The organism is Enterobacter sp. SES19 (genome assembly GCF_011765665.1).
Taxonomy (GTDB): Bacteria; Pseudomonadota; Gammaproteobacteria; order Enterobacterales; family Enterobacteriaceae; genus Enterobacter; species Enterobacter pseudoroggenkampii.
Genome location: NZ_CP050320.1, coordinates 448425 through 468743, shown reverse-complemented (window position 1 = coordinate 468743; position 20319 = coordinate 448425). Strand labels below are relative to the sequence as shown.

The following is a 20319-nucleotide window of genomic DNA, read 5'->3' as shown; positions in this document are numbered from 1 at the left end:
GGTGCCCTCACCCCGGCCCTCTCCCACGGGGAGAGGGAGAAAACACAAAAGGCCGTCCTGTGGACGGCCTTGCTGTTTATTCTCCCCGCTGACGCACCGCTTCAAACAGGCAGATGCCCGTCGCAACAGAAACGTTCAGGGACGACACGCTGCCCGCCATTGGGATGCTGATCAGCTCGTCACAGTGCTCGCGGGTCAGACGACGCATGCCTTCGCCTTCTGCCCCCATCACCAGCGCCAGACGGCCGGTCATTTTGCTCTGGTACAGAGTATGATCCGCTTCACCGGCGGTACCGACGATCCAGATGTTCTCTTCCTGCAGCAGACGCATGGTGCGCGCCAGGTTGGTCACGCGGATCAGCGGAACGTTTTCCGCCGCGCCGCAGGCCACTTTCTTCGCCGTCGCGTTCAGCTGCGCGGAGCGATCTTTCGGCACGATCACCGCGTGCACGCCCGCCGCATCGGCGCTACGCAGGCACGCGCCGAGGTTGTGCGGATCGGTAACGCCATCGAGGATCAGGAAGAACGGGTTATCCAGCTCGGCAATCAGATCCGGCAGATCGTTTTCCTGATACTGACGGCCCGGCTTCACGCGGGCAATAATGCCCTGGTGAACCGCACCGTCACTTTTCTCATCCAGAAACTGGCGGTTCGCCAGTTGGATCACCACGCCCTGCGCTTCCAGGGCGTGGATCAGCGGCATCAGACGCTTATCTTCACGCCCTTTCAGAATAAACACTTCCTGAAAACGCTCCGGTGCGCGCTCGAGAAGGGCCTGCACCGCGTGGATGCCGTAAATCATTTCACTCATTGATGGTTCTCGTAAAAAGTATTTCCCCTCTCCCGGTTAGGGAGAGGGTCAGGGTGCGGGGAGACTTTACTCCGCCTGCTTTTTCTTGGCCGCGCGCTTCGCTTTGGTGGCAGCCGCTATTTTCTGCGTTTTCGCGGACGGTTTTTTCGCTGAACGGGCTTCTTTCTTCGCCGCCTTCGGCTTCTGTTTCTTCTCGCCGCGGAACGCGCTGTCCGGCTCGAAGTTTACCTTCTTGCCCGCCTGACGACGTTTACCGCCGCCCGGTTTACCGTTACCGGTTTTTTTCGCCCTTTCACGCTCGGTTTTCCCGACGTTACGCGGCGCACGCTCGCTGGAGATCAGGCTGAAGTCGATCTTACGGTCATCCATATTCACGGCTTCAACCTTCACTTCCACACGGTCGCCCAGACGATAGGTCTGGCCGCCAGATTCGCCAATCAGTCGCTGACCGACCTGGTCGAAGCGGTAGTAGTCGTTATCCAGGCTGGAGACGTGCACCAGACCGTCGATGAACAGCTCGTCCAGACGAACGAAGAAACCAAAGCCGGTCACGCTGGCAATCACGCCTTTAAAGACGTTACCCACCTGATCGAGCATAAAGTCACACTTCAGCCAGTCCGCCACGTCACGTGTTGCTTCATCAGCACGACGTTCGGTCATGGAGCAGTGCTGACCCAGCTGCAGCATCTCTTCCATCGAATAGTGGTAGCCACCGGTTTCGGTGGTGTTCCCTTTATGGCCCTGCTCCTGCGCCAGCAGATACTTGATCGCACGGTGCAGAGAGAGGTCAGGATAGCGACGGATCGGCGAGGTAAAGTGGGCGTAAGACTGCAGCGCCAGGCCGAAGTGACCGCGGTTTTCCGGATCGTAAATCGCCTGCTTCATTGAGCGCAGCAGCATCGTCTGCAGCATTTCTGCGTCAGGACGATCGCCAATGGACTCCAGCAGCTCGGCGTAATCGCGCGGCTCTGGCTTGTTACCGCCAGGCAGCTCCAGACCCAGTTCGGCCAGCACGGAGCGGAACGCGGTGATGGCTTCCGTCGACGGTTTATCGTGAATACGGAACAGCGCAGGCTCTTTGGCTTTCTCGACGAATCGTGCCGCCGAGATGTTCGCCAGAATCATACACTCTTCGATCAGCTTGTGCGCATCGTTACGCTGGGTCTGCTCGATACGCTCAATGCGGCGTTCCGCGTTGAAAATGAATTTCGCTTCTTCACTCTCAAAGGAGATCCCGCCGCGCTCTTCGCGCGCCTGATCCAGCGTTTTGTAGAGGTTATGCAGCTCTTCGATGTGTTTAACCAGCGGCGCGTACTGTTCGCGCAGATCCTGGTCGCCCTGCAGCATATGCCAGACCTTGGTATAGGTCAGACGCGCGTGCGAGCTCATCACCGCTTCGTAGAACTTGTAGCCGGTTAAGCGCCCTTTGGTGGAGATGGTCATCTCGCAAACCATACAGAGGCGGTCAACCTGCGGGTTCAGGGAGCACAGGCCGTTAGACAGCACTTCCGGCAGCATCGGCACGACCTGGGACGGGAAGTAGACCGAGGTACCGCGGCTGCGCGCTTCGTTATCCAGCGGAGTGTGCGGACGAACATAGTAGCTTACGTCTGCAATAGCGACCCACAGGCGCCAGCCGCCGCCGCGTTTTTTCTCGCAGTAGACGGCGTCATCGAAGTCGCGGGCGTCTTCACCGTCGATAGTGACCAGCGGCAGGGCGCGCAGATCCACGCGGCCCGCTTTGGACTCTTCCGGGACTTCTTCGCGCAGGCTTTCGATCTGCTCTTCAACCGCTTTCGGCCAGATGTACGGAATTTCATGGGTACGCAGCGCCATATCAACGGCCATTGTGGTGCCCATGTTGTCGCCAAGCACTTCGACGATTTTACCTACCGCTTTAGTGCGACGGGTTGGGCGCTGGGTGAGTTCCACCACCACCACAAAGCCCATGCGGGCGCCCATCACCTCTTCAGGTGGGATCAGAATGTCGAAGCTCAGACGGCTGTCGTCCGGCACCACGAAGCCCACGCCCGCGTCGGTAAAGTAGCGGCCAACGATCTGGCTGGTTTTTGGCACCAGAACGCGTACCACGCGCGCTTCGCGGCGACCTTTACGGTCAGCGCCCAGCGGCTGCGCCAGGATCTGGTCGCCGTGAATGCACATTTTCATCTGTTCAGATGAGAGATACAGATCGTCTTTACGGCCTTCCACGCGCAGGAAGCCGAAGCCATCGCGGTGACCAATGACGGTCCCTTTCAGCAGATCGAGACGTTCTGGCAGCGCATAGCACTGGCGGCGGGTAAAGACCAGCTGCCCGTCACGCTCCATGGCGCGCAGGCGGCGGCGAAGGGCTTCAATTTGCTCTTCACCTTCAATGTTTAATTCAACGGCAAGTTCTTCACGATTGGCGGGTTTTTCGCGTTTTGTTAAGTGTTCAATGATGAACTCGCGGCTGGGAATAGGATTCGCGTATTTTTCGGCTTCGCGTTCCTGGAAAGGATCATGTGACATGTCGGTTCCTCCGTTGTCAGCTCCGGTGGAAATTTTCTTCATTCCACCAGCAATAATTTATAAAGCGGTTGATTCTCTTCAACCAAATCGGCCAGCGTGTAGTTATCCAGTTCCATGAGAAAACTTTGCACGGCCTTTGAAAGCGCCTTTTTCAGGCGGCAAGCGGGCGTGATGTGGCAGAACTCGCTGCTGCAGTTCACCAGAGACAGCGGCTCCAGTTCACGTACCACGTCGCCCACACGAATACTCTGTGCCGGTTTACCGAGACGGATCCCACCATTCTTCCCGCGGACGGCAGCAACGTATCCGGCACGACTAAGTTGATTGATTATTTTGACCATATGATTACGGGATACGCCGTAGACCTCTGTAACTTCAGAGATACTGGTCATCTTCCCCTCGGGTAACGACGCCATGTAAATCAGCGCACGTAAGCCGTAATCGGTGAAACTTGTTAACTGCACATCAACCTCAGGAAAAAAGGGAAAACGCGGTCAAACCGCAGAGATATTCATTAATGATGATAAACCAGCCAGATAGTTAGCGGCTAATTTATTTGACAGACGGGGCGAAAAAGCGGAGATCCAGGAGCGTTCGCCGGATGGCGCTACGCTTATCCGGCCTACGGGTCACCCCGCAGGCCAGCATTCACGAAGATTATGCGTCGAACGGGTCGCGCAGGATCATCGTTTCAGTACGATCCGGGCCGGTAGAAATAATATCGATCGGCACTTCGGTCAGTTCTTCAATACGCTTGATGTAATCCAGCGCCGCCTGCGGCAGGCCGCTACGCTCTTTCACACCGAAAGTGGTCTCAGACCAGCCCGGCATGGTTTCGTAGATTGGCTCAATGCCTTCCCAGTCGTCAGCTGCCAGCGGAGTGGTGGTCACTTCGCGGCCGTCTGGCATACGGTAGCCTACGCAGATTTTCACTTCTTTCAGGCCGTCCAGTACGTCCAGCTTGGTCAGGCAGAAGCCAGAGAGGGAGTTGATCTGCACAGCACGACGCACTGCAACCGCATCCAGCCAGCCGGTACGACGACGACGACCGGTGGTCGCGCCAAACTCGTTACCCTGCTTGCACAGGAACTCGCCGGTTTCATCAAACAGCTCGGTCGGGAATGGACCCGCACCCACGCGAGTGGAGTATGCTTTGATGATGCCCAGAACGTAATCCACATAACGTGGACCCAGGCCAGAGCCGGTCGCCACGCCACCAGCAGTGGTGTTAGAGGAGGTAACGTACGGATAGGTACCGTGGTCGATGTCCAGCAGCGTACCCTGCGCACCTTCGAACATGACGAAATCGCCACGCTTGCGCGCCTGGTCCAGCAGATCGGACACATCAACAACCATACCGGTCAGAATGTCAGCGATCGCCATGACGTCATCCAGCACTTTCTGGTAGTCAACAGCGTCAGCTTTGTAGAAGTTCACCAGCTGGAAGTTGTGATATTCCATCACTTCTTTCAGTTTTTCAGCGAAGGTAGCTTTGTCGAAGAGGTCGCCCACGCGCAGACCGCGACGCGCAACTTTATCTTCGTAAGCCGGGCCGATGCCACGACCGGTGGTACCGATCGCTTTCGCACCGCGCGCTTTCTCACGCGCTACGTCCAGCGCCACGTGATAATCCAGGATCAGCGGGCAGGCTTCGGAGAGCAGCAGACGCTCACGAACAGGGATACCACGGTCTTCCAGACCTTTCATCTCTTTCATCAGCGCAGCAGGAGACAGCACAACGCCGTTACCGATGATGCTGGTGACGTTATCACGAAGAATGCCTGATGGAATAAGATGGAGGACGGTTTTTTCACCGTTGATTACGAGAGTATGGCCTGCGTTGTGACCGCCCTGGTAGCGTACAACATATTTAGCCCGTTCAGTCAGAAGATCAACAATCTTCCCTTTACCTTCGTCACCCCATTGGGTGCCCAGTACGACGACGTTGTTACCCATTTTTTTCAAAATCACCGTTTGCTTAAAAATGGATTCTACCATCGCTTTTTCAGATATACAGCACTTTTTGACCTCAAAATACGCCGATTGCGCCTACTTTTTGATCAGCCAATCGTTTTCCTCAACATGTAGTAGATCACGATGCCCGCAACCACAAGACCACCGCCAAAACGACGCAAAATATTATCCGGCAGTTGGCTCATCGTGGCGATCATTCGACGCCAGGCGCGTGGATAGAGCATCGGTCCAAGGCCTTCCAGCACCAGGACCAAAGCCAGTGCGAGCCAGATCGTTGAATTCATTTTTATTCCTTATAAAAGAAAACCACCGCTCCGTTAAGAGCGGTGGTTTGAATACTCAAACGAGCCTGAGTTTATCGCGTTGCGTTAGTCGGCGTCTTCATATAACGGAAGAAATCGCTGTCCGGGCTGAGCACCATCACATCCTGGTTGCTCTGGAAGCTATTCTCGTAAGCACGCAGGCTACGGATAAAGGCGTAGAAGTCAGGATCCTGGCTGAAGGCATCAGCGAACAGCTTCGCCGCTTCGGCATCACCTTCACCGCGCAGGATACGGCCCTGGCGCTCAGATTCCGCCAGCGTCTTGGTGACTTCGTAATCCGCTGCTGCACGCAGCTTCTCAGCCTCTTCCTGGCCCTGTGAACGGTGACGACGGGCTACCGCTTCACGCTCGGCGCGCATACGGTTGTAAATCGCCTCAGACACTTCTGCTGGCAGGTTGATCTGCTTGATGCGCACGTCAACCACTTCGATACCCAGCGCAGCCATACTGTTCGGGTTGATCACCGGCACTTTACCGTTGGTCTCCGCCTGAACGCGTTCAGCTGCTTTGGCAATCGCATCATCTGCTGCCGGGGTTGAAACTTCGTCTTCCGTGCCCGCGGTACCGGAGTTCAAGGCATCGCGAACTTCCAGGGTCAGACGACCACGGGAGTCGGTCACGATGTCTTTCACATCCAGACGACCAATCTCGGAACGCAGACGGTCAGAGAACTTACGTTTCAGCAGCACTTCTGCCTGAGAAACGTCACCACCGCCCGTTGCCAGGAAGTAACGGCTGAAATCGCTGATACGCCATTTGATATAGGAATCAACGATCAGGTCTTTCTTCTCTTTGGTCACGAAACGGTCAGCCTGGTTATCCATGGTCTGGATACGCGCATCAAGCGTTTTCACTGACTGGATGAACGGCACCTTGAAGTGCAGGCCCGGCTCGTAAATTACCGGGCGTTTGTCGCCATCACGCACGACGCTGCTGAACTGGAACTTGATCCCACGTTCGCCTTCTTTCACCACAAAGATCGAGGTATAAAGCACGACCAGTACGATGACGATGATCGCAATAACTGACTTACGCATCCTTATTCCCCCTGACGCTGGTAGTCGTTACGCTGCGCGTTAGCACGGCGTTGGTCCATAATGTCACCATCGTTCGAAGAAGGCGTTGTGTTCGTGCTGGCGCTGCCTGTTGAGGCTGGCGGCAGACGCAGCAGGTTGTTCGCGCCGCTGGTGTCGCCTTTCGCTGCTGGCGCAGAACTGCCTTTCAGCATCTGATCCAGCGGCAGAACCATCAGGTTTCCGCCTTTATTGTCGTTAACCAACACTTTGCGGGTGTGGCTCAGCACTTTTTCCATGGTCTCGATATAGAGACGCTCACGGGTAATTTCCGGTGCCGCTTTATATTCCGGCAGGATCTTCGCAAAGCGAGCCACTTCACCCTGAGCTTCCAGGATGGTCTGGGTCTTATACGCGCGCGCTTCTTCCAGAATACGCTGCGCCTGACCGTTAGCGCGTGGCTGAACTTCGTTGGTGTACGCTTCTGCTTCACGGATGTACTGCTGTTCGTTTTCACGGGCAGCAATCGCATCGTCAAATGCGGCTTTCACCTCTTCCGGCGGACGCGCAGCCTGGAAGTTGACGTCCAGCAGGGTGATACCCATGTTGTACGGACGAATGGTCTCTTCCAGCTCGCGCTGGGTATCGCTACGAATAACGGTACGACCTTCGGTCAGGATACGGTCCATGGTGTATTTACCGATCACACCGCGCAGGGCGCTGTCGGTCGCCTGACGCAGGCTGTCATCGGCGCTGGTCACGCTAAACAGATAACGCTCAGGATCGGTCACGCGGTACTGCACGTTCATCTCAACGCGCACCACGTTTTCGTCAGAGGTCAGCATCACGCCAGAGGCGGCCAGTTCACGGACGGATTCCACGTTTACCGCGGTCACGTCGTCAATGAAGGTCGGCTTCCAGTTCAGACCCGGCTCAACCAGATGGCTGAACTTGCCGAAACGGGTGACCACGCCGCGCTCTGCTTCTTTAATGGTGTAGAATCCGCTGGCTGCCCAGATGATGACCACCGCAGCGGCCACGATGCCCACTACGCGGCCACCCATTGGCGGGCGCGAACTCTGAGTGGAATTGCCACCCGAGCCAGAACCTTTTCCTCCGCCAAGGCCACCAAGCTTCTTGCTCAGCTTGCGGAAGATATCATCCAGATCCGGCGGCCCCTGCTCGCGACCACCTTTGTTGCCATTTCCCTCAGAGTTGCCGCCAGGTTTGCTGCTTCCCCACGGGTCGCGGTCTTGTCCGTTATTACCGGGCTGATTCCACGCCATGTATATGCTCCATATTTGTTATGCAAGGGCGAATTATTCAGGCATCCCCTTTCTGATCAGACGATATAGTCGACCAGCGCAGGTTCTTGTTTACAGAGGCGACGCCAGTCAACGATCGGCATACGCACCTGCATCCCCACGCTGCCGTCATCCTCCATCCACTCTTTTTCTATCGCCTGAAGCTGATAAAACCGGCTGCGCAGCCTGCCTTCCTGTGGCGGCAGTCGCAGCGTGTGCTGAGCTACCTCACCGGAAAGACGTTCTGTCAAAGCCTGGAAAAGCAGTGGCACACCAATACCGGTCTGGGCAGAAAGCCAGACCCGAATCGGTTTGTTCTCTTCATCTCTGTCGATACGCGGTTCGAAATCGTCCAGCATATCGATCTTGTTCATGATCAACAGCGTTGGGATCTCGTGGGCGTCGATCTCTTCGAGCACCACGTTTACCGCGTCGATGTTCTCCTGCACGCGCACGTCTGCCGCATCAATCACGTGCAGCAGCAGAGTCGCCTGTCGCGTCTCCTGCAGGGTGGCTTTAAACGCCGCCACCAGGTCATGCGGCAAGTGGCGGATAAACCCTACGGTATCCGCCAGCACCGTTTCACCGACGTCTGCAACGTCAATACGGCGCAGCGTAGGGTCCAGGGTCGCAAACAGCTGGTCTGCGGCATACACCTGGGCCTCGGTTATCTGATTAAACAGGGTGGATTTACCGGCGTTGGTATAGCCCACCAGCGACACCGTCGGGATGTCGGCTTTCGTTCGCGCCCGACGTCCCTGTTCACGCTGTTTCTCTACACGTTCCAGACGCGAGAGGATTTGGGTAATTCGGCCACGCAGCAAACGACGGTCGGTTTCGAGCTGGGTTTCACCCGGGCCGCGCAAACCAATCCCGCCTTTTTGTCTTTCAAGGTGTGTCCAGCCACGCACCAGACGCGTTGCCAGATGGCGCAGCTGCGCCAGCTCAACCTGCAGTTTCCCTTCGTGGGTACGTGCACGCTGAGCAAAAATATCTAAAATCAAACCCGTGCGATCGATAACACGGCATTCGCAAAGGGCTTCCAGGTTGCGCTCCTGGGCTGGAGACAGCGCATGATCAAACAACACGACTGACGCGCCGGTTGCTTTTACGGCATCCGCAATTTCGACTGCTTTACCTTCACCAACAAAATACTTTGGGTGCGGCGCTTTACGGCTACCGGTAATCACCTGCATTGCTTCGACACCGGCGGAAGAGACCAGAGATTCAAACTCCTGGAGGTCTTCCATATCTTTGTCTTGCGAAAAATAGATGTGTACCAGCACCGCCTGCTCACCGGCATCATAACGGTCAAACAAGCGTAAACCTCTCTAAAAAGATCAGCGGGGAACGCAGGATCCCTGGCTCCCCGTGTGGATAACAGTGCGAAACCTTACTCGGTTTCGTCGCTGTCCTGCGCCGGCGTTGAAGAGCCCTGCGCGCTGCTGCCATGATGGTAGTTACTACCAGTGCCGCCGCCAGCGTTATTGCTGTGATGAGATACCGGACGGGACGGAACAACAGTAGAAATAGCGTGCTTGTAGACCATCTGACTGACCGTGTTTTTCAACAGAATCACAAACTGATCGAAAGACTCAATCTGACCTTGCAGCTTAATACCATTCACCAAATAAATAGAAACTGGAACACGTTCCCGACGCAATGCGTTCAGGAACGGATCTTGTAAAGATTGCCCCTTAGCCATTCTATCTTTTCCTTATATGCTTGTTTTGTACTTAGAACCTTGCGATTCTGAAAAATTGCGCACGATACGTCTCAATTGTACACATTCAGTGAGCGATATCACCAACAACCTCAATCACTTCGTTTAACGCCTGTTGCGGTTTTTCACTGTCTAGCCAGTGAACGCCGTCCCAACCGCGCAACCAGGTGATCTGGCGCTTCGCTAACTGTCTCGTGGCGCAAACACCTCTATAAACCATTTCATCGTATGAAATCTCACCTTCAAGATACGACCACATCTGGCGGTATCCCACACAACGAATGGAAGGCATGTCCGTATGCAAATCTCCACGGGCAAATAACGCCCGCACTTCTGCTTCAAAATCTGAAGCTAACATCTGATGAAAACGCTGCTCAATTCGCTGATGGAGCAGTTCACGGCTCGCCGGGGCGATGGCGAACTGATGCACCTGATACGGCAGAGCGTCTCCTGACGTTTGCGTCAGTTCCGTTAAAGTTTTACCCGAAATGAAAAAAACTTCCAGTGCCCGGGAAAGCCTTTGCGGATCATTTGGATGGATCCGTGCTGCGGCAACCGGGTCAATTTCCGCCAGTTGCTGATGCAAAACGTCCCAACCCTGCTCTGCCGCCTGCTGCTCAATTTTCGCTCTTATTTCCGGATCCGCGGATGGCAGGGGTGACAACCCCTCCAGCAACGCCTTGAAATAGAGCATGGTTCCGCCAACCAACAGCGGTATACGTCCCGCCGCCGTTATCTCGGCCATCTCGGCTAAGGCATCCCGGCGGAAATCCGCTGCGGAGTACGCCTGAGCCGGGTCGAGAATATCCAGCAAACGGTGCGGTGCCGCACGCAGCTCTTCTGCGTCAGGCTTCGCCGTGCCGATGTCCATCCCCCGGTAGATGAGGGCGGAGTCGACGCTAATCAACTCTACAGGCAAAACTTTACGCAACTCAATGGCGAGCGCCGTTTTGCCGGAGGCCGTTGGGCCCATTAAAAAAATTGCCTTAGGCAGGCTCGCCTTACTTGCGTCAATCATGTTTCAGGGCGTTCATCGCCATTTGTAAATCAACAGGTTGTAATAACCCACCCGGCGGCGTTTTCACCAGATGCGGACAGAGGCGTTCCACCTCCGCCAGCACGCTAATGGCCTGCGCCATACTCCACGGCGTGTGTTCGCTTGCCAGATGGCGGGCGATCCACTGCGCGGTGTTGGCGGCATCAAACGCTGTTTGCTGCGCCAGGTAGCCTATCAGTTCAGGAATCAAGTTTTGTAAATTTTGTTGGCGTAAGGGTAAAGGCACTGCACGAATTGTCACATGTTGTGGTTCGAGCACAGTTTCAATACCCATCTGCGCCAGCTGCGGTTCGGCGCGCTGCAATACCCTTGTTTCATCAGGGGATATTTTCAGGCGAACCGGAATTAACAACGGCTGCGCGCAGGCGGCATTTTCGCCAGGCGTGAGCTGCACCTGCTTAAGCCAGCGTTCGGCGACCGGCAGTGCCAGAAGCATCAATTTGCCGTCACGCTCAAGCAGTGCCATATCCGGCGCGATAATCGTCAGCACCCGGCCAAAACTCTGGCTATGGCCGTCCAGAGAAGGCTGAGCGGCCGGAATGTGCTCTTTACGCTCCACGGCTGGCGTTTCCAGCAGCTTGCGGTACAACGCGCCCTGCTGCTTCTGATAGCCAGGCTGGGCATTCGGATAGTTCGCGCCCGTTGGACGCGGCGCGCTACCAGCCGGGGAGTAACGCGGGGCTTCCGGTTCACGCGCGACGGCAGGCCCCGCAAAATGGTTGCGCCCTGCCGCCACACGGTTTTCGGGCAGCGGACGCGGTGCAGGAGCGTCGTTCTCCAGCGGCAGCGTTGGCTCTGCCTGCTGCTGCAACACGGTGGCCACGCCCTGATAAATGAAGTCGTGAACCAGACGTGACTGGTGGAACCGCACCTCATGCTTGGCGGGATGGACATTCACATCCACCTGATGGGGGTCGATGTCCAGATAAAGGACGAAAGCAGGCTGCTGATCGGCACCCAGTTTGTCTTCGCAGGCCTGGCGAATCGCGTGATTGATGAGACGGTCGCGCATCATGCGGCCGTTGACGTAGCAATACTGGATCTCCGCAAACGCAGCACTGCTCGCGTTTGGATCGGCAACCCAGCCTCGTAAAGCCAGATCGCCGTGCTGCCACTCAATGGCCAGGGCCTGTTCAAGGAACGGCGTACCGCAGATCGCCCCCAAACGGCGCTCTTTCTGTCCACCTTCTGCCACCGCGCGATACTGGCGCATCACCTTGCCGTTGTGGCTGAGGTTGATGGTGACATCGAATCGCGCCAGTGCGATACGCCGGATGATCTCGTCGATATGGCCGAACTCGGTCTTCTCGGTACGCATAAACTTGCGTCGGGCGGGGGTGTTGTAGAAGAGATCTAATACTTCAAGCGTCGTGCCGACAGGGTGCGCTGCGGGTTTCACCGTGACATCCATATCGCGCCCTTCGGCGTAAGCCTGCCAGGCTTCCTGCTGTTCGGCGGTACGGGAGGTCAGCGTTAAGCGCGAAACCGAGCTGATACTGGCCAGCGCTTCACCGCGAAAACCGAGGCTAATAATCGCCTCCAGGTCGTCCAGAGAGGCAATTTTACTGGTGGCGTGACGGGCCAGCGCCAGCGCGAGCTCGTCTTTTTTAATGCCACAGCCGTTGTCGCGAATGCGAATAAGCTTCGCGCCACCGCGTTCGATATCAATATCGATGCGGGTTGCGCCCGCATCGAGGCTGTTTTCCACCAGCTCCTTCACCACCGACGCAGGGCGTTCCACCACCTCACCGGCGGCGATTTGGTTCGCGAGCTGCGGCGGTAGAACCTGAATCGGCATGAATTCTCCTTAGTTGGTCGCGGTCATCTCACCCGGCAGCGCTGCGCTGGCCGTCTGGCCAGCACCACTCTGTGGCGCAGACTGCAGCGGATGGGCATCAAAGTATTTACGTAGACCGTTATAAATCGCTTCGGCAATTTGCTGCTGGTAGCTGTCGCTTCCCAGCAGACGCTCTTCACCGTTGTTACTGATAAAGCCCGTCTCGACGAGGATGGACGGGATATCCGGCGAGCGCAGAACGCCGAGGCTGGCATGTTCCGGACGACGCTTATGCAGCACGCCAACGCTTTGCAGCTGGTTCAATACGTTAGTGGCGACATCATACCCGACGCGCTGAGAATGACCGAACTGTAAATCCAGTACCGCCTGGCTGAGGTACGGATCGGACTGGCTGTTCGCCAGCACATCGCCCGCGCCGCCTAACAGTTCAGACTGCTTCTCATGCTCTTCCAGCCAGTTGGCCATTTCGCTGTTGGCGCGACGGTTTGACAGCACCCAAACCGAGGCGCCGGTCGCGCTACGATTCGGTGCGGCGTCCGCATGAATGGAGACCAGGAAGTTCGCGTTTTGCTTACGCGCCACATCCGAGCGTCCCATTACGGAGATAAAGTAATCCCCGTCGCGGGTCAACACGCCTTTAAACATCGGGTCGTCATTGAGTAGCGAACGCAGTTTACGCGCGATAGCGATCGTCACGTTTTTTTCTCGCGTGCCGCCAGGGCCAATCGCCCCCGGATCTTCCCCGCCGTGACCCGCATCAATGGCGATAATCACTTTGTCACCGCTGGCCGTCGCGCGTCGCGCGCTGGCCGCCGGACGCGTCACCGTATCGCTACTGGTTGCAGCAGTAATGCGATCGTTCTGCGATTTAAACGGATTACGCGCAGGTTCAGAAGGACGCGGCGTATATATCGGTTCTTCCACGCGCTTCGCTACGACCGGCGGCGGTGGAGGCGGTGGCGGTGCGTCGGCATTGATGGTAAAGACCACCGTATAGTTCGCCCCGTTTTGCTGCTTCACCGCCTTCGTTATGCCCTTTTCGGTCAGATCGACCACCAGGCGTAGCGACTGGCTATCCTGCGGTGTTCCCGAACGGATACTTTTCACCAGGTTGTTACCGCTGAACCGCAGCGGCAGCCCCTGGATCACGCCTGTCTGTTTGATATCCAGCGCCACGCTGTGGCTGTCTGGCTGTGAAAACGCATATTCAGGATCGCCCATAAAGCTGAACGTGATCCGGGCCTGGCTTTCGCCGTTCGATACCTGAATATCTGAGAGGTTTGCCGCCCCGGCCTGCGCGCACAGCAGCACGGTGGCAGCCAACAACCAACCTTTAACGCGATTTATCATCCCGTCATCCCTACGCTTAACCGGCCAGTCGCGCCAGTAAGGAACTGCCTGATGAGGAAACAGCACTGATGCGTGCCTCACGCCCTTGTGCCTGGTAATCTAAGTGAATTTCGACATCCGGGTCAGGCAGCACACCCGCACCTTGTTGCGGCCACTCCACCAGGCAAATGGCGTCGTTGGCAAAATAATCACGGATCCCCATAAATTCCAGCTCCTCAGGATCCGCAAGGCGGTATAAATCGAAGTGGTACACCATGAGATTTTCAAGGGTGTACGGTTCTACCAGCGTGTAGGTTGGGCTTTTGACATTCCCGTTATGCCCTAACGCCTGCAAAAAACCCCGGCTAAAGGTGGTTTTACCCGCACCTAAATCACCATACAGATAAATGACGGTTGCCCCCTGACAGGCCTGCGCCACGCGCTTGCCGAGTTCTAAAGTGGCTTGTTCATCAGGTAAAGGAATCGCTCGATTAGTCATTTTCTACGTCAATCACATCCGGGTTAACAACACGCCGCAGCGTGCAAAAAAGATCGGTGGCCAGCATACCGCGTGTACCGTAACGCGCAGCCAGTTTATCCGCCGCAACGCCGTGAGCCACGCAGCCCGCGCAGGCTGCATCATAAAGGGGAAGTTTCTGTCCAAGCAATGCGCCGATGATGCCGGAAAGCACATCGCCCATGCCGCCGCTCGCCATGCCCGCATTTCCAGCATCAATAATGCCCTGCGTCTCCTCACTGGCGACAACGGTTCCTGCCCCTTTCAAAACAGCAACACCTCCGTAACGTTTTACCAGACGCTGAGCAGAAAGTAAGCGATCGCTTTCAATTTCTGCCACGCTGCAGTTAAGCAGCCGCGCGGCTTCGCCGGGGTGTGGCGTCAGAATGCGATTGTGACGCTTATCCGGGTTTATTGCCAGAAGGTTAAGCGCGTCAGCATCCCACAGCATCGGTTTACGAAAATTCTCGACCTTTTGCAGGGCCTGTTTACCCCATGCCTGTTGCCCAAGCCCCGGGCCAATCACCACCACATCCGCCCATTCAAGGCTCTCTTCAAGCGACTGGGGCGTAAGCTCGTGCACCATCAGCTCCGGTCGGGCTGTAACGATCGGCGCAATATTCTCGATGCGAGTGAGTACTCGCACTAATCCGGCACCGCTGCGCAGAGCCGCTTCGCCGGTCATGCGAATCGCACCTGCCGTACCATGGTCGCCGCCAATAATCACCAGCCGGCCGTGATCGCCTTTATGGGAGGTCGGCCGGCGCGGCGGGAGCCACGCAGCAAGCTGCGATGCATCAAAACGCGCGATGCGCATTTCCTGCCCGTCGAGCCAGCTCTCCAGCCCCAGCGCGCTGTGGTGCAGCACGCCGACGACATCCCGCGCTTTACCGGTCAGTAACCCCGGCTTGAGGGCGATGAAAGTCACCGTATGTGCAGCCTGAATCACCGCCCCCGGCGCCGCGCCGGTTTGTGCAATCAGGCCAGAGGGAATATCCAGGGCGACTACCGGCGCGGAATGTCTGTTAGCGTGTTCAATGAGTGCGGCAATGTTCTCACGAGGCGCGCTGCGCAGCCCCGTGCCTAACAGCCCGTCAACAATCAGATCCACCTCTTCCGGCCAGACGATATCAGGCGCATGGATCACACCGCCTGCGTTAAGCCACGCCTCCCGCGCCGCGCCGGCCTCTTCCGGCAGCGGTTTATCACTTTCGAGAGCCAGCAAGGTCACGCGGATACCTGCCGCAACCGCCAAACGGGCGACGACGTAGCCATCGCCGCCGTTGTTGCCGTGACCGCACAGAATCAGCCAGTGGGCGGCCTGCGGGTACGCGCTGCGGGCAACGTTAAACGCCGCCTCACCCGCGCGCAGCATCAGTTCATACAGGGTAATCCCGAGGCTGTCTGCGGCCTCTTTTTCGGCGCGCCGGAGGTCATCCGCATGCCAGATGGAATGTGGTATACTTGCGGGGTTTTTCTTCACCGTATGGTCCGTCATGTCACAGCCCCTCGATCTCAATGAATTAGCGCAAAAAATAAAACAGTGGGGTGCTGAGCTTGGCTTCCAGAAGGTGGGTATTACCGATACCGACCTTTCCGCCAGCGAGCCGAAACTGCAGGCCTGGCTGGACAAACAATACCACGGCGAAATGGAGTGGATGGCGCGCCATGGCATGATGCGCGCCCGTCCACACGAGCTTTTGCCGGGCACATTACGCGTCATCAGCGTGCGCATGAACTATCTGCCCGCCAACGCGGCCTTTGCGCGCACGCTAAAAAATCCCTCTTTGGGTTACGTCAGCCGGTACGCCCTGGGACGCGATTACCATAAACTTTTGCGTAACCGTTTAAAAAAACTCGGGGAAACTATTCAGCAGCACTGTGTTTCGCTGAATTTTAGACCCTTTGTCGATTCTGCGCCTATTCTTGAGCGCCCGATTGCCGAAAAAGCCGGGCTTGGCTGGACAGGTAAGCACTCACTAATCCTCAGCCGCGACGCCGGATCGTTCTTCTTTCTGGGTGAACTGCTGATTGATTTACCGCTGCCGGTAGACGGCCCGGTAGAGGAAGACTGTGGCCGCTGCGTTGCCTGTATGACCATCTGCCCAACGGGCGCCATCGTTGAGCCTTACACCGTTGATGCCCGTCGCTGTATCTCCTACCTCACTATCGAACTTGAAGGGGCCATTCCAGAGGAGTTCCGACCGCTTATCGGCAACCGCATCTACGGCTGCGACGATTGCCAGCTCATCTGCCCGTGGAACCGCTATTCACAGCTTACGGACGAAGAGGATTTCAGCCCGCGTAAGGCGCTCCATGCGCCGCCGCTCATCGAGCTGTTCGCCTGGACCGAGGCCTGGTTCCTGAAGGTGACGGAAGGTTCGGCCATTCGCCGTATCGGGCATCTGCGCTGGCTGCGAAATGTGGCCGTCGCGCTGGGTAATGCCCCGTGGGATGAAGCGAACGTGCGGGCGCTTGAAAGCCGTAGAGGTGAGCACCCACTTCTTGATGAGCACATAGAATGGGCGATTGCGCAGCAAATTGAGAAACGTAATGCCTGCGTGGTCGAGGTGCAGCTCCCGAAGAAACAGCGTCTGGTGAGGGTGATTGAAAAAGGGCTTCCGCGGGATGCCTGAACTATTCACAGCCTGTGAATAAAATTACAAACTCAAGCGCCATCTGGGCTGGAGAAGAGGTCAAGTGATCTCAATAACATTTCGAAATCAAATTTTATACTGTAAATACAGTGCGTTACGAAGATATTATTCACCCTGCTAAGTTTTAACCCGGTTTCGATTAAGCGCAGTTTCTGTGGATAACTCTGTTCACAAGAGTATTTCAGAGACAACAGAAAACGTCCCCAGCGATGCTTTTCGCTGCGGATATTTTAGAGATGAAGAAGAATTTGGAGCGGGAAACGAGACTCGAACTCGCGACCCCGACCTTGGCAAGGTCGTGCTCTACCAACTGAGCTATTCCCGCAAATCTGCACTGCTTTTGTTGCTGTCGTAACGTGTAATTCTCTGTCGTTACGGGAGGCGCATTATACGAGAAATCCTTTTAGCTGCAACCCCCCTTAAAGCGATTTTTTCGAAATTAAGTTCAAATGCTTATTTAATCGGCAAGCTGAACAATTTAACGACAAAAACCCGGCCACGCAAGGCGCCGGATCGCAAAATCACAGCTTAATAAAGTTTTCGCGGTAGTAGGAAAGCTCCGCCACAGACTCTCGGATATCATCCATCGCCTGGTGCGTGCCCTGTTTTTTAAAGCCGTCGAGGATTTCAGGCTTCCAGCGACGCGCCAGCTCTTTCAACGTGCTGACGTCCAGATAGCGGTAGTGGAAGTAAGACTCCAGCTCCGGCATGTACTTAAACAGGAAACGACGATCCTGGCCGATGCTATTCCCACAGATTGGCGATTTGCCTGCCGGAACCCACTGTTTCAGGAACTCAAGCGTCGCCAGCTCCGCCTCACGGTCACCCATAGTGCTCGCCTTTACCCGCTCCACCAGACCGCTGCCGGTGTGGGTACGCACGTTCCACTCATCCATCAACGCCAGCTGGTCATCGGACTGATGCACCGCTATCGTTGGTCCTTCCGCCAGGATATTCAGGTTGGCGTCCGTCACCAGGGTTGCAATTTCAATAATGCGATCGCGCTCGGGATCCAGCCCGGTCATTTCGAGATCGATCCAAATCAGGTTGTTTTCATCCGCGCTCATGTTATTTTCCACCCTTCTCGCATAACCGGCAGTAGCAGGTTAACTAGTATTAATTAGAGTGTATCATAGAGGTTTTGCCCCCTACGGGCGACCAGGAGCCAGTGCGATTGAGTAAAAATAAACTCTCCAAAGGGCAGCAGCGCCGCGTGAATGCCAATCACCAGCGCCGTCTTAAAACCACTGCGGAGAAGGTCGATTACGACGACAACCTGTTTGGCGACCCAACGGAAGGCGTAGTCATCAGCCGTTTCGGTATGCACGCTGACGTGGAATCCGCCGATGGTACGATTCACCGCTGCAACATCCGCCGGACCATTCGTTCTCTGGTGACCGGCGACCGCGTCGTCTGGCGGCCGGGTAAAGAGGCGGCGGAAGGCGTGACGGTAAAAGGCATCGTTGAAGCGGTCCATGAGCGCACGTCCGTGTTAACCCGTCCCGATTTCTACGACGGGGTCAAACCGATTGCCGCCAACATTAACCAGATTGTTATCGTATCGGCGATTTTGCCCGAACTGTCGCTCAATATTATCGACCGATATCTCGTCGCCTGCGAAACGCTGCAGGTTGAACCGATTATCGTGCTGAACAAAATCGATCTGCTGGACGACGACGGCATGGCCTTCGTCAATGAGCAGATGGATATCTATCGCAAAATTGGCTACCGCGTCCTGATGGTCTCCAGCTACACCAAAGATGGCCTGAAACCGCTGGAAGAGGCGCTTACCGATCGCATCAGCATCTTTGCGGGTCAGTCCGGCGTGGGCAAATCGAGCCTGCTGAACAACCTGCTTGGCCTCCAGCAAGAGATCCTCACCAACGACGTGTCTGATGTCTCGGGCCTGGGCCAGCACACCACCACCGCGTCACGCTTGTATCACTTCCCGCACGGGGGCGATGTCATCGACTCCCCGGGCGTGCGAGAGTTCGGTTTATGGCACCTGGAGCCGGAACAAATCTTTAACGGATTTGTCGAATTCCATGATTATTTAGGCGCTTGCAAGTACCGCGACTGTAAACACGATAACGACCCAGGCTGCGCTATCCGTGAAGCGGTTGAGAAAGGCGAAATTGCGGAGACCCGCTTCGAGAATTACCACCGTATTCTTGAGAGCATGGATCAGGTAAAAACGCGTAAAAACTTTTCTGATTCTGATAACTGACAACTAAGCTAAGCATCGCTAAAATCGTCCCCTTTTTTCAGGTTCCGGCGGCTTAACGCCGGATCAGGAACGACAAAACAATGGCCTGGAGGCTACCTTGTTAAACGCATTTAAACTTTCGCTTCAATACATTCTGCCAAAACTGTGGCTCACTCGCCTGGCGGGCTGGGGCGCAAGCAAACGCGCGGGCTGGCTGACCAAACTGGTCATCGACCTTTTCGTAAAATATTACAAGGTCGATATGAAAGAGGCACAGAAGCCGGACACCGCCAGCTACCGCACCTTCAACGAATTCTTCGTGCGCCCGCTGCGTGACGACGTGCGCCCGCTGAACACCGACCCTAACGTCCTGGTGATGCCGGCAGACGGCGTCATTAGCCAGTTGGGTAACATCGAAGACGACAAAATTCTGCAGGCGAAGGGCCATAATTACAGCCTGGAAGCGCTGCTGGCGGGTAACTACCTGATGGCGGATCTGTTCCGCAACGGTACCTTTGCCACCACCTATCTGTCACCGCGCGACTACCACCGCGTGCACATGCCGTGTAACGGCATCCTGCGCGAGATGATTTACGTCCCGGGCGATCTGTTCTCCGTGAACCACCTGACCGCGCAGAACGTGCCGAACCTGTTTGCCCGTAACGAGCGCGTCATCTGCCTGTTTGATACTGAATTTGGCCCTATGGCACAGATTCTGGTGGGTGCAACCATCGTAGGCAGCATTGAAACTGTCTGGGCCGGCACCATCACTCCACCGCGTGAAGGCGTGATCAAACGCTGGACCTGGCCTGCCGGTGAAGCGGAAGGCTCTGTGGCCCTGCTGAAAGGTCAGGAAATGGGTCGCTTCAAGCTGGGCTCCACCGTGATCAACCTGTTTGCGCCAGGCAAAGTGAAGCTGGCTGAACAGCTTGAAAGCCTGTCGGTGACAAAGCTGGGCCAGCCGCTGGCGGTCTCTACTGAAACCTTCGTGACGCCAGAGGCAGAACCGGCTCCGCTGTCACAAGAAGAGATCCAGGCCGAGCACGACGCCAGCCCGCTGGTTGACGACAAAAAAGACGAAGGCTAACAACAGAAG

General features: G+C 56.2%; 18 protein-coding genes and 1 tRNA gene. 3 read left to right on the top strand and 16 right to left on the bottom strand.

Going from position 1 to position 20319, the window contains the following annotated elements:
* Window positions 1–76: 76 nt before the first annotated feature.
* From rlmB to nnr, 14 genes are all read right to left on the bottom strand, one after another.
* The gene (gene rlmB, locus GXP72_RS02170) at window positions 77–811 is read right to left on the bottom strand and encodes a 23S rRNA (guanosine(2251)-2'-O)-methyltransferase RlmB (protein WP_048989501.1); all 735 of its coding nucleotides are present in this window, start codon (window positions 809–811) and stop codon (window positions 77–79) included.
* A gap of 66 nt (window positions 812–877) precedes the next feature.
* On the bottom strand, window positions 878–3322 hold the full coding sequence (rnr, locus tag GXP72_RS02165; RefSeq protein WP_048989503.1) for a ribonuclease R: 2445 nt from the start codon (window positions 3320–3322) through the stop codon (window positions 878–880).
* A gap of 38 nt (window positions 3323–3360) precedes the next feature.
* Complete coding sequence (nsrR, locus tag GXP72_RS02160; protein ID WP_023334253.1) at window positions 3361–3786, bottom strand: nitric oxide-sensing transcriptional repressor NsrR; 426 nt, start codon at window positions 3784–3786, stop codon at window positions 3361–3363.
* Between the two features lie 193 nt (window positions 3787–3979).
* Window positions 3980–5278 carry an adenylosuccinate synthase gene (locus GXP72_RS02155; RefSeq protein WP_024907332.1) on the bottom strand — a complete coding sequence of 433 codons (1299 nt, stop codon included), beginning with the start codon at window positions 5276–5278 and terminating at the stop codon, window positions 3980–3982.
* A gap of 104 nt (window positions 5279–5382) precedes the next feature.
* A complete protein-coding gene (locus GXP72_RS02150) occupies window positions 5383–5580 on the bottom strand; it encodes a DUF2065 domain-containing protein (RefSeq protein ID WP_003855996.1) in 198 nt (65 codons plus the stop codon).
* Between the two features lie 71 nt (window positions 5581–5651).
* Window positions 5652–6656, bottom strand: a complete 1005-nt coding sequence (hflC, locus tag GXP72_RS02145; protein WP_024907333.1) for a protease modulator HflC — start codon at window positions 6654–6656, stop codon at window positions 5652–5654.
* 2 nt (window positions 6657–6658) lie between these two features.
* Window positions 6659–7918 (bottom strand): FtsH protease activity modulator HflK, encoded by a 1260-nt coding sequence (hflK, locus tag GXP72_RS02140; RefSeq protein WP_024907334.1) that lies wholly within the window; start codon window positions 7916–7918, stop codon window positions 6659–6661.
* Window positions 7919–7974: 56 nt separating this feature from the next.
* Window positions 7975–9255: a ribosome rescue GTPase HflX gene (hflX, locus tag GXP72_RS02135; RefSeq protein ID WP_208763428.1), complete on the bottom strand. Its 1281-nt coding sequence runs from the start codon at window positions 9253–9255 to the stop codon at window positions 7975–7977.
* A 74-nt stretch (window positions 9256–9329) separates the two neighbouring features.
* Window positions 9330–9641: an RNA chaperone Hfq gene (gene hfq / locus GXP72_RS02130; protein WP_023334248.1), complete on the bottom strand. Its 312-nt coding sequence runs from the start codon at window positions 9639–9641 to the stop codon at window positions 9330–9332.
* Window positions 9642–9726: 85 nt separating this feature from the next.
* Complete coding sequence (miaA, locus tag GXP72_RS02125) at window positions 9727–10677, bottom strand: tRNA (adenosine(37)-N6)-dimethylallyltransferase MiaA (RefSeq protein WP_032651346.1); 951 nt, start codon at window positions 10675–10677, stop codon at window positions 9727–9729.
* Complete coding sequence (gene mutL / locus GXP72_RS02120) at window positions 10670–12514, bottom strand: DNA mismatch repair endonuclease MutL (RefSeq protein WP_208763427.1); 1845 nt, start codon at window positions 12512–12514, stop codon at window positions 10670–10672. The genes miaA and mutL overlap by 8 nt, the downstream gene beginning before the upstream one ends.
* A 9-nt stretch (window positions 12515–12523) precedes the next feature.
* Complete coding sequence (gene amiB / locus GXP72_RS02115; RefSeq protein WP_024907338.1) at window positions 12524–13864, bottom strand: N-acetylmuramoyl-L-alanine amidase AmiB; 1341 nt, start codon at window positions 13862–13864, stop codon at window positions 12524–12526.
* Window positions 13865–13880: 16 nt separating this feature from the next.
* A complete protein-coding gene (tsaE, locus tag GXP72_RS02110) occupies window positions 13881–14342 on the bottom strand; it encodes a tRNA (adenosine(37)-N6)-threonylcarbamoyltransferase complex ATPase subunit type 1 TsaE (RefSeq protein ID WP_013095283.1) in 462 nt (153 codons plus the stop codon).
* A complete protein-coding gene (gene nnr, locus GXP72_RS02105; protein ID WP_208763426.1) occupies window positions 14335–15858 on the bottom strand; it encodes a bifunctional ADP-dependent NAD(P)H-hydrate dehydratase/NAD(P)H-hydrate epimerase in 1524 nt (507 codons plus the stop codon). The genes tsaE and nnr overlap by 8 nt, the downstream gene beginning before the upstream one ends.
* Between nnr and queG the strand changes: the two genes are divergently transcribed.
* Window positions 15857–16996 carry a tRNA epoxyqueuosine(34) reductase QueG gene (gene queG, locus GXP72_RS02100; protein ID WP_090419399.1) on the top strand — a complete coding sequence of 380 codons (1140 nt, stop codon included), beginning with the start codon at window positions 15857–15859 and terminating at the stop codon, window positions 16994–16996. The two genes, nnr and queG, sit on opposite strands and share 2 nt — an antisense overlap.
* Before the next feature lie 270 nt (window positions 16997–17266).
* On the opposite strand, the gene GXP72_RS02095 is transcribed toward queG, so the two are convergent.
* Window positions 17267–17342: transfer RNA gene (locus tag GXP72_RS02095), tRNA-Gly, on the bottom strand.
* A gap of 196 nt (window positions 17343–17538) precedes the next feature.
* Window positions 17539–18084 (bottom strand): oligoribonuclease, encoded by a 546-nt coding sequence (gene orn / locus GXP72_RS02090; protein ID WP_008502926.1) that lies wholly within the window; start codon window positions 18082–18084, stop codon window positions 17539–17541.
* Window positions 18085–18191: 107 nt separating this feature from the next.
* On the opposite strand from orn, the gene rsgA reads away from it, so the two are divergent.
* Together rsgA and asd are read left to right on the top strand one after the other, a co-directional pair.
* Window positions 18192–19244 (top strand): small ribosomal subunit biogenesis GTPase RsgA, encoded by a 1053-nt coding sequence (gene rsgA, locus GXP72_RS02085; RefSeq protein WP_208763425.1) that lies wholly within the window; start codon window positions 18192–18194, stop codon window positions 19242–19244.
* 97 nt (window positions 19245–19341) lie between these two features.
* A complete protein-coding gene (asd, locus tag GXP72_RS02080; RefSeq protein ID WP_024907342.1) occupies window positions 19342–20310 on the top strand; it encodes an archaetidylserine decarboxylase in 969 nt (322 codons plus the stop codon).
* The last annotated feature ends 9 nt before the right edge of the window (window positions 20311–20319 follow it).

What these genes read in the sequence shown, in the direction of transcription:
- GXP72_RS02155 (WP_024907332.1), bottom strand. Translation starts at nt 5,278, where the DNA reads ATGGGTAACAACGTCGTCGTACTGGGCACCCAATGGGGTGACGAAGGT.
- GXP72_RS02150 (WP_003855996.1), bottom strand. Translation starts at nt 5,580, where the DNA reads ATGAATTCAACGATCTGGCTCGCACTGGCTTTGGTCCTGGTGCTGGAA.
- rlmB (WP_048989501.1), bottom strand. Translation starts at nt 811, where the DNA reads ATGAGTGAAATGATTTACGGCATCCACGCGGTGCAGGCCCTTCTCGAG.
- queG (WP_090419399.1), top strand. Translation starts at nt 15,857, where the DNA reads ATGTCACAGCCCCTCGATCTCAATGAATTAGCGCAAAAAATAAAACAG.
- rnr (WP_048989503.1), bottom strand. Translation starts at nt 3,322, where the DNA reads ATGTCACATGATCCTTTCCAGGAACGCGAAGCCGAAAAATACGCGAAT.
- nnr (WP_208763426.1), bottom strand. Translation starts at nt 15,858, where the DNA reads ATGACGGACCATACGGTGAAGAAAAACCCCGCAAGTATACCACATTCC.
- hfq (WP_023334248.1), bottom strand. Translation starts at nt 9,641, where the DNA reads ATGGCTAAGGGGCAATCTTTACAAGATCCGTTCCTGAACGCATTGCGT.
- hflC (WP_024907333.1), bottom strand. Translation starts at nt 6,656, where the DNA reads ATGCGTAAGTCAGTTATTGCGATCATCGTCATCGTACTGGTCGTGCTT.
- hflK (WP_024907334.1), bottom strand. Translation starts at nt 7,918, where the DNA reads ATGGCGTGGAATCAGCCCGGTAATAACGGACAAGACCGCGACCCGTGG.
- mutL (WP_208763427.1), bottom strand. Translation starts at nt 12,514, where the DNA reads ATGCCGATTCAGGTTCTACCGCCGCAGCTCGCGAACCAAATCGCCGCC.
- amiB (WP_024907338.1), bottom strand. Translation starts at nt 13,864, where the DNA reads ATGATAAATCGCGTTAAAGGTTGGTTGTTGGCTGCCACCGTGCTGCTG.
- tsaE (WP_013095283.1), bottom strand. Translation starts at nt 14,342, where the DNA reads ATGACTAATCGAGCGATTCCTTTACCTGATGAACAAGCCACTTTAGAA.
- miaA (WP_032651346.1), bottom strand. Translation starts at nt 10,677, where the DNA reads ATGATTGACGCAAGTAAGGCGAGCCTGCCTAAGGCAATTTTTTTAATG.
- orn (WP_008502926.1), bottom strand. Translation starts at nt 18,084, where the DNA reads ATGAGCGCGGATGAAAACAACCTGATTTGGATCGATCTCGAAATGACC.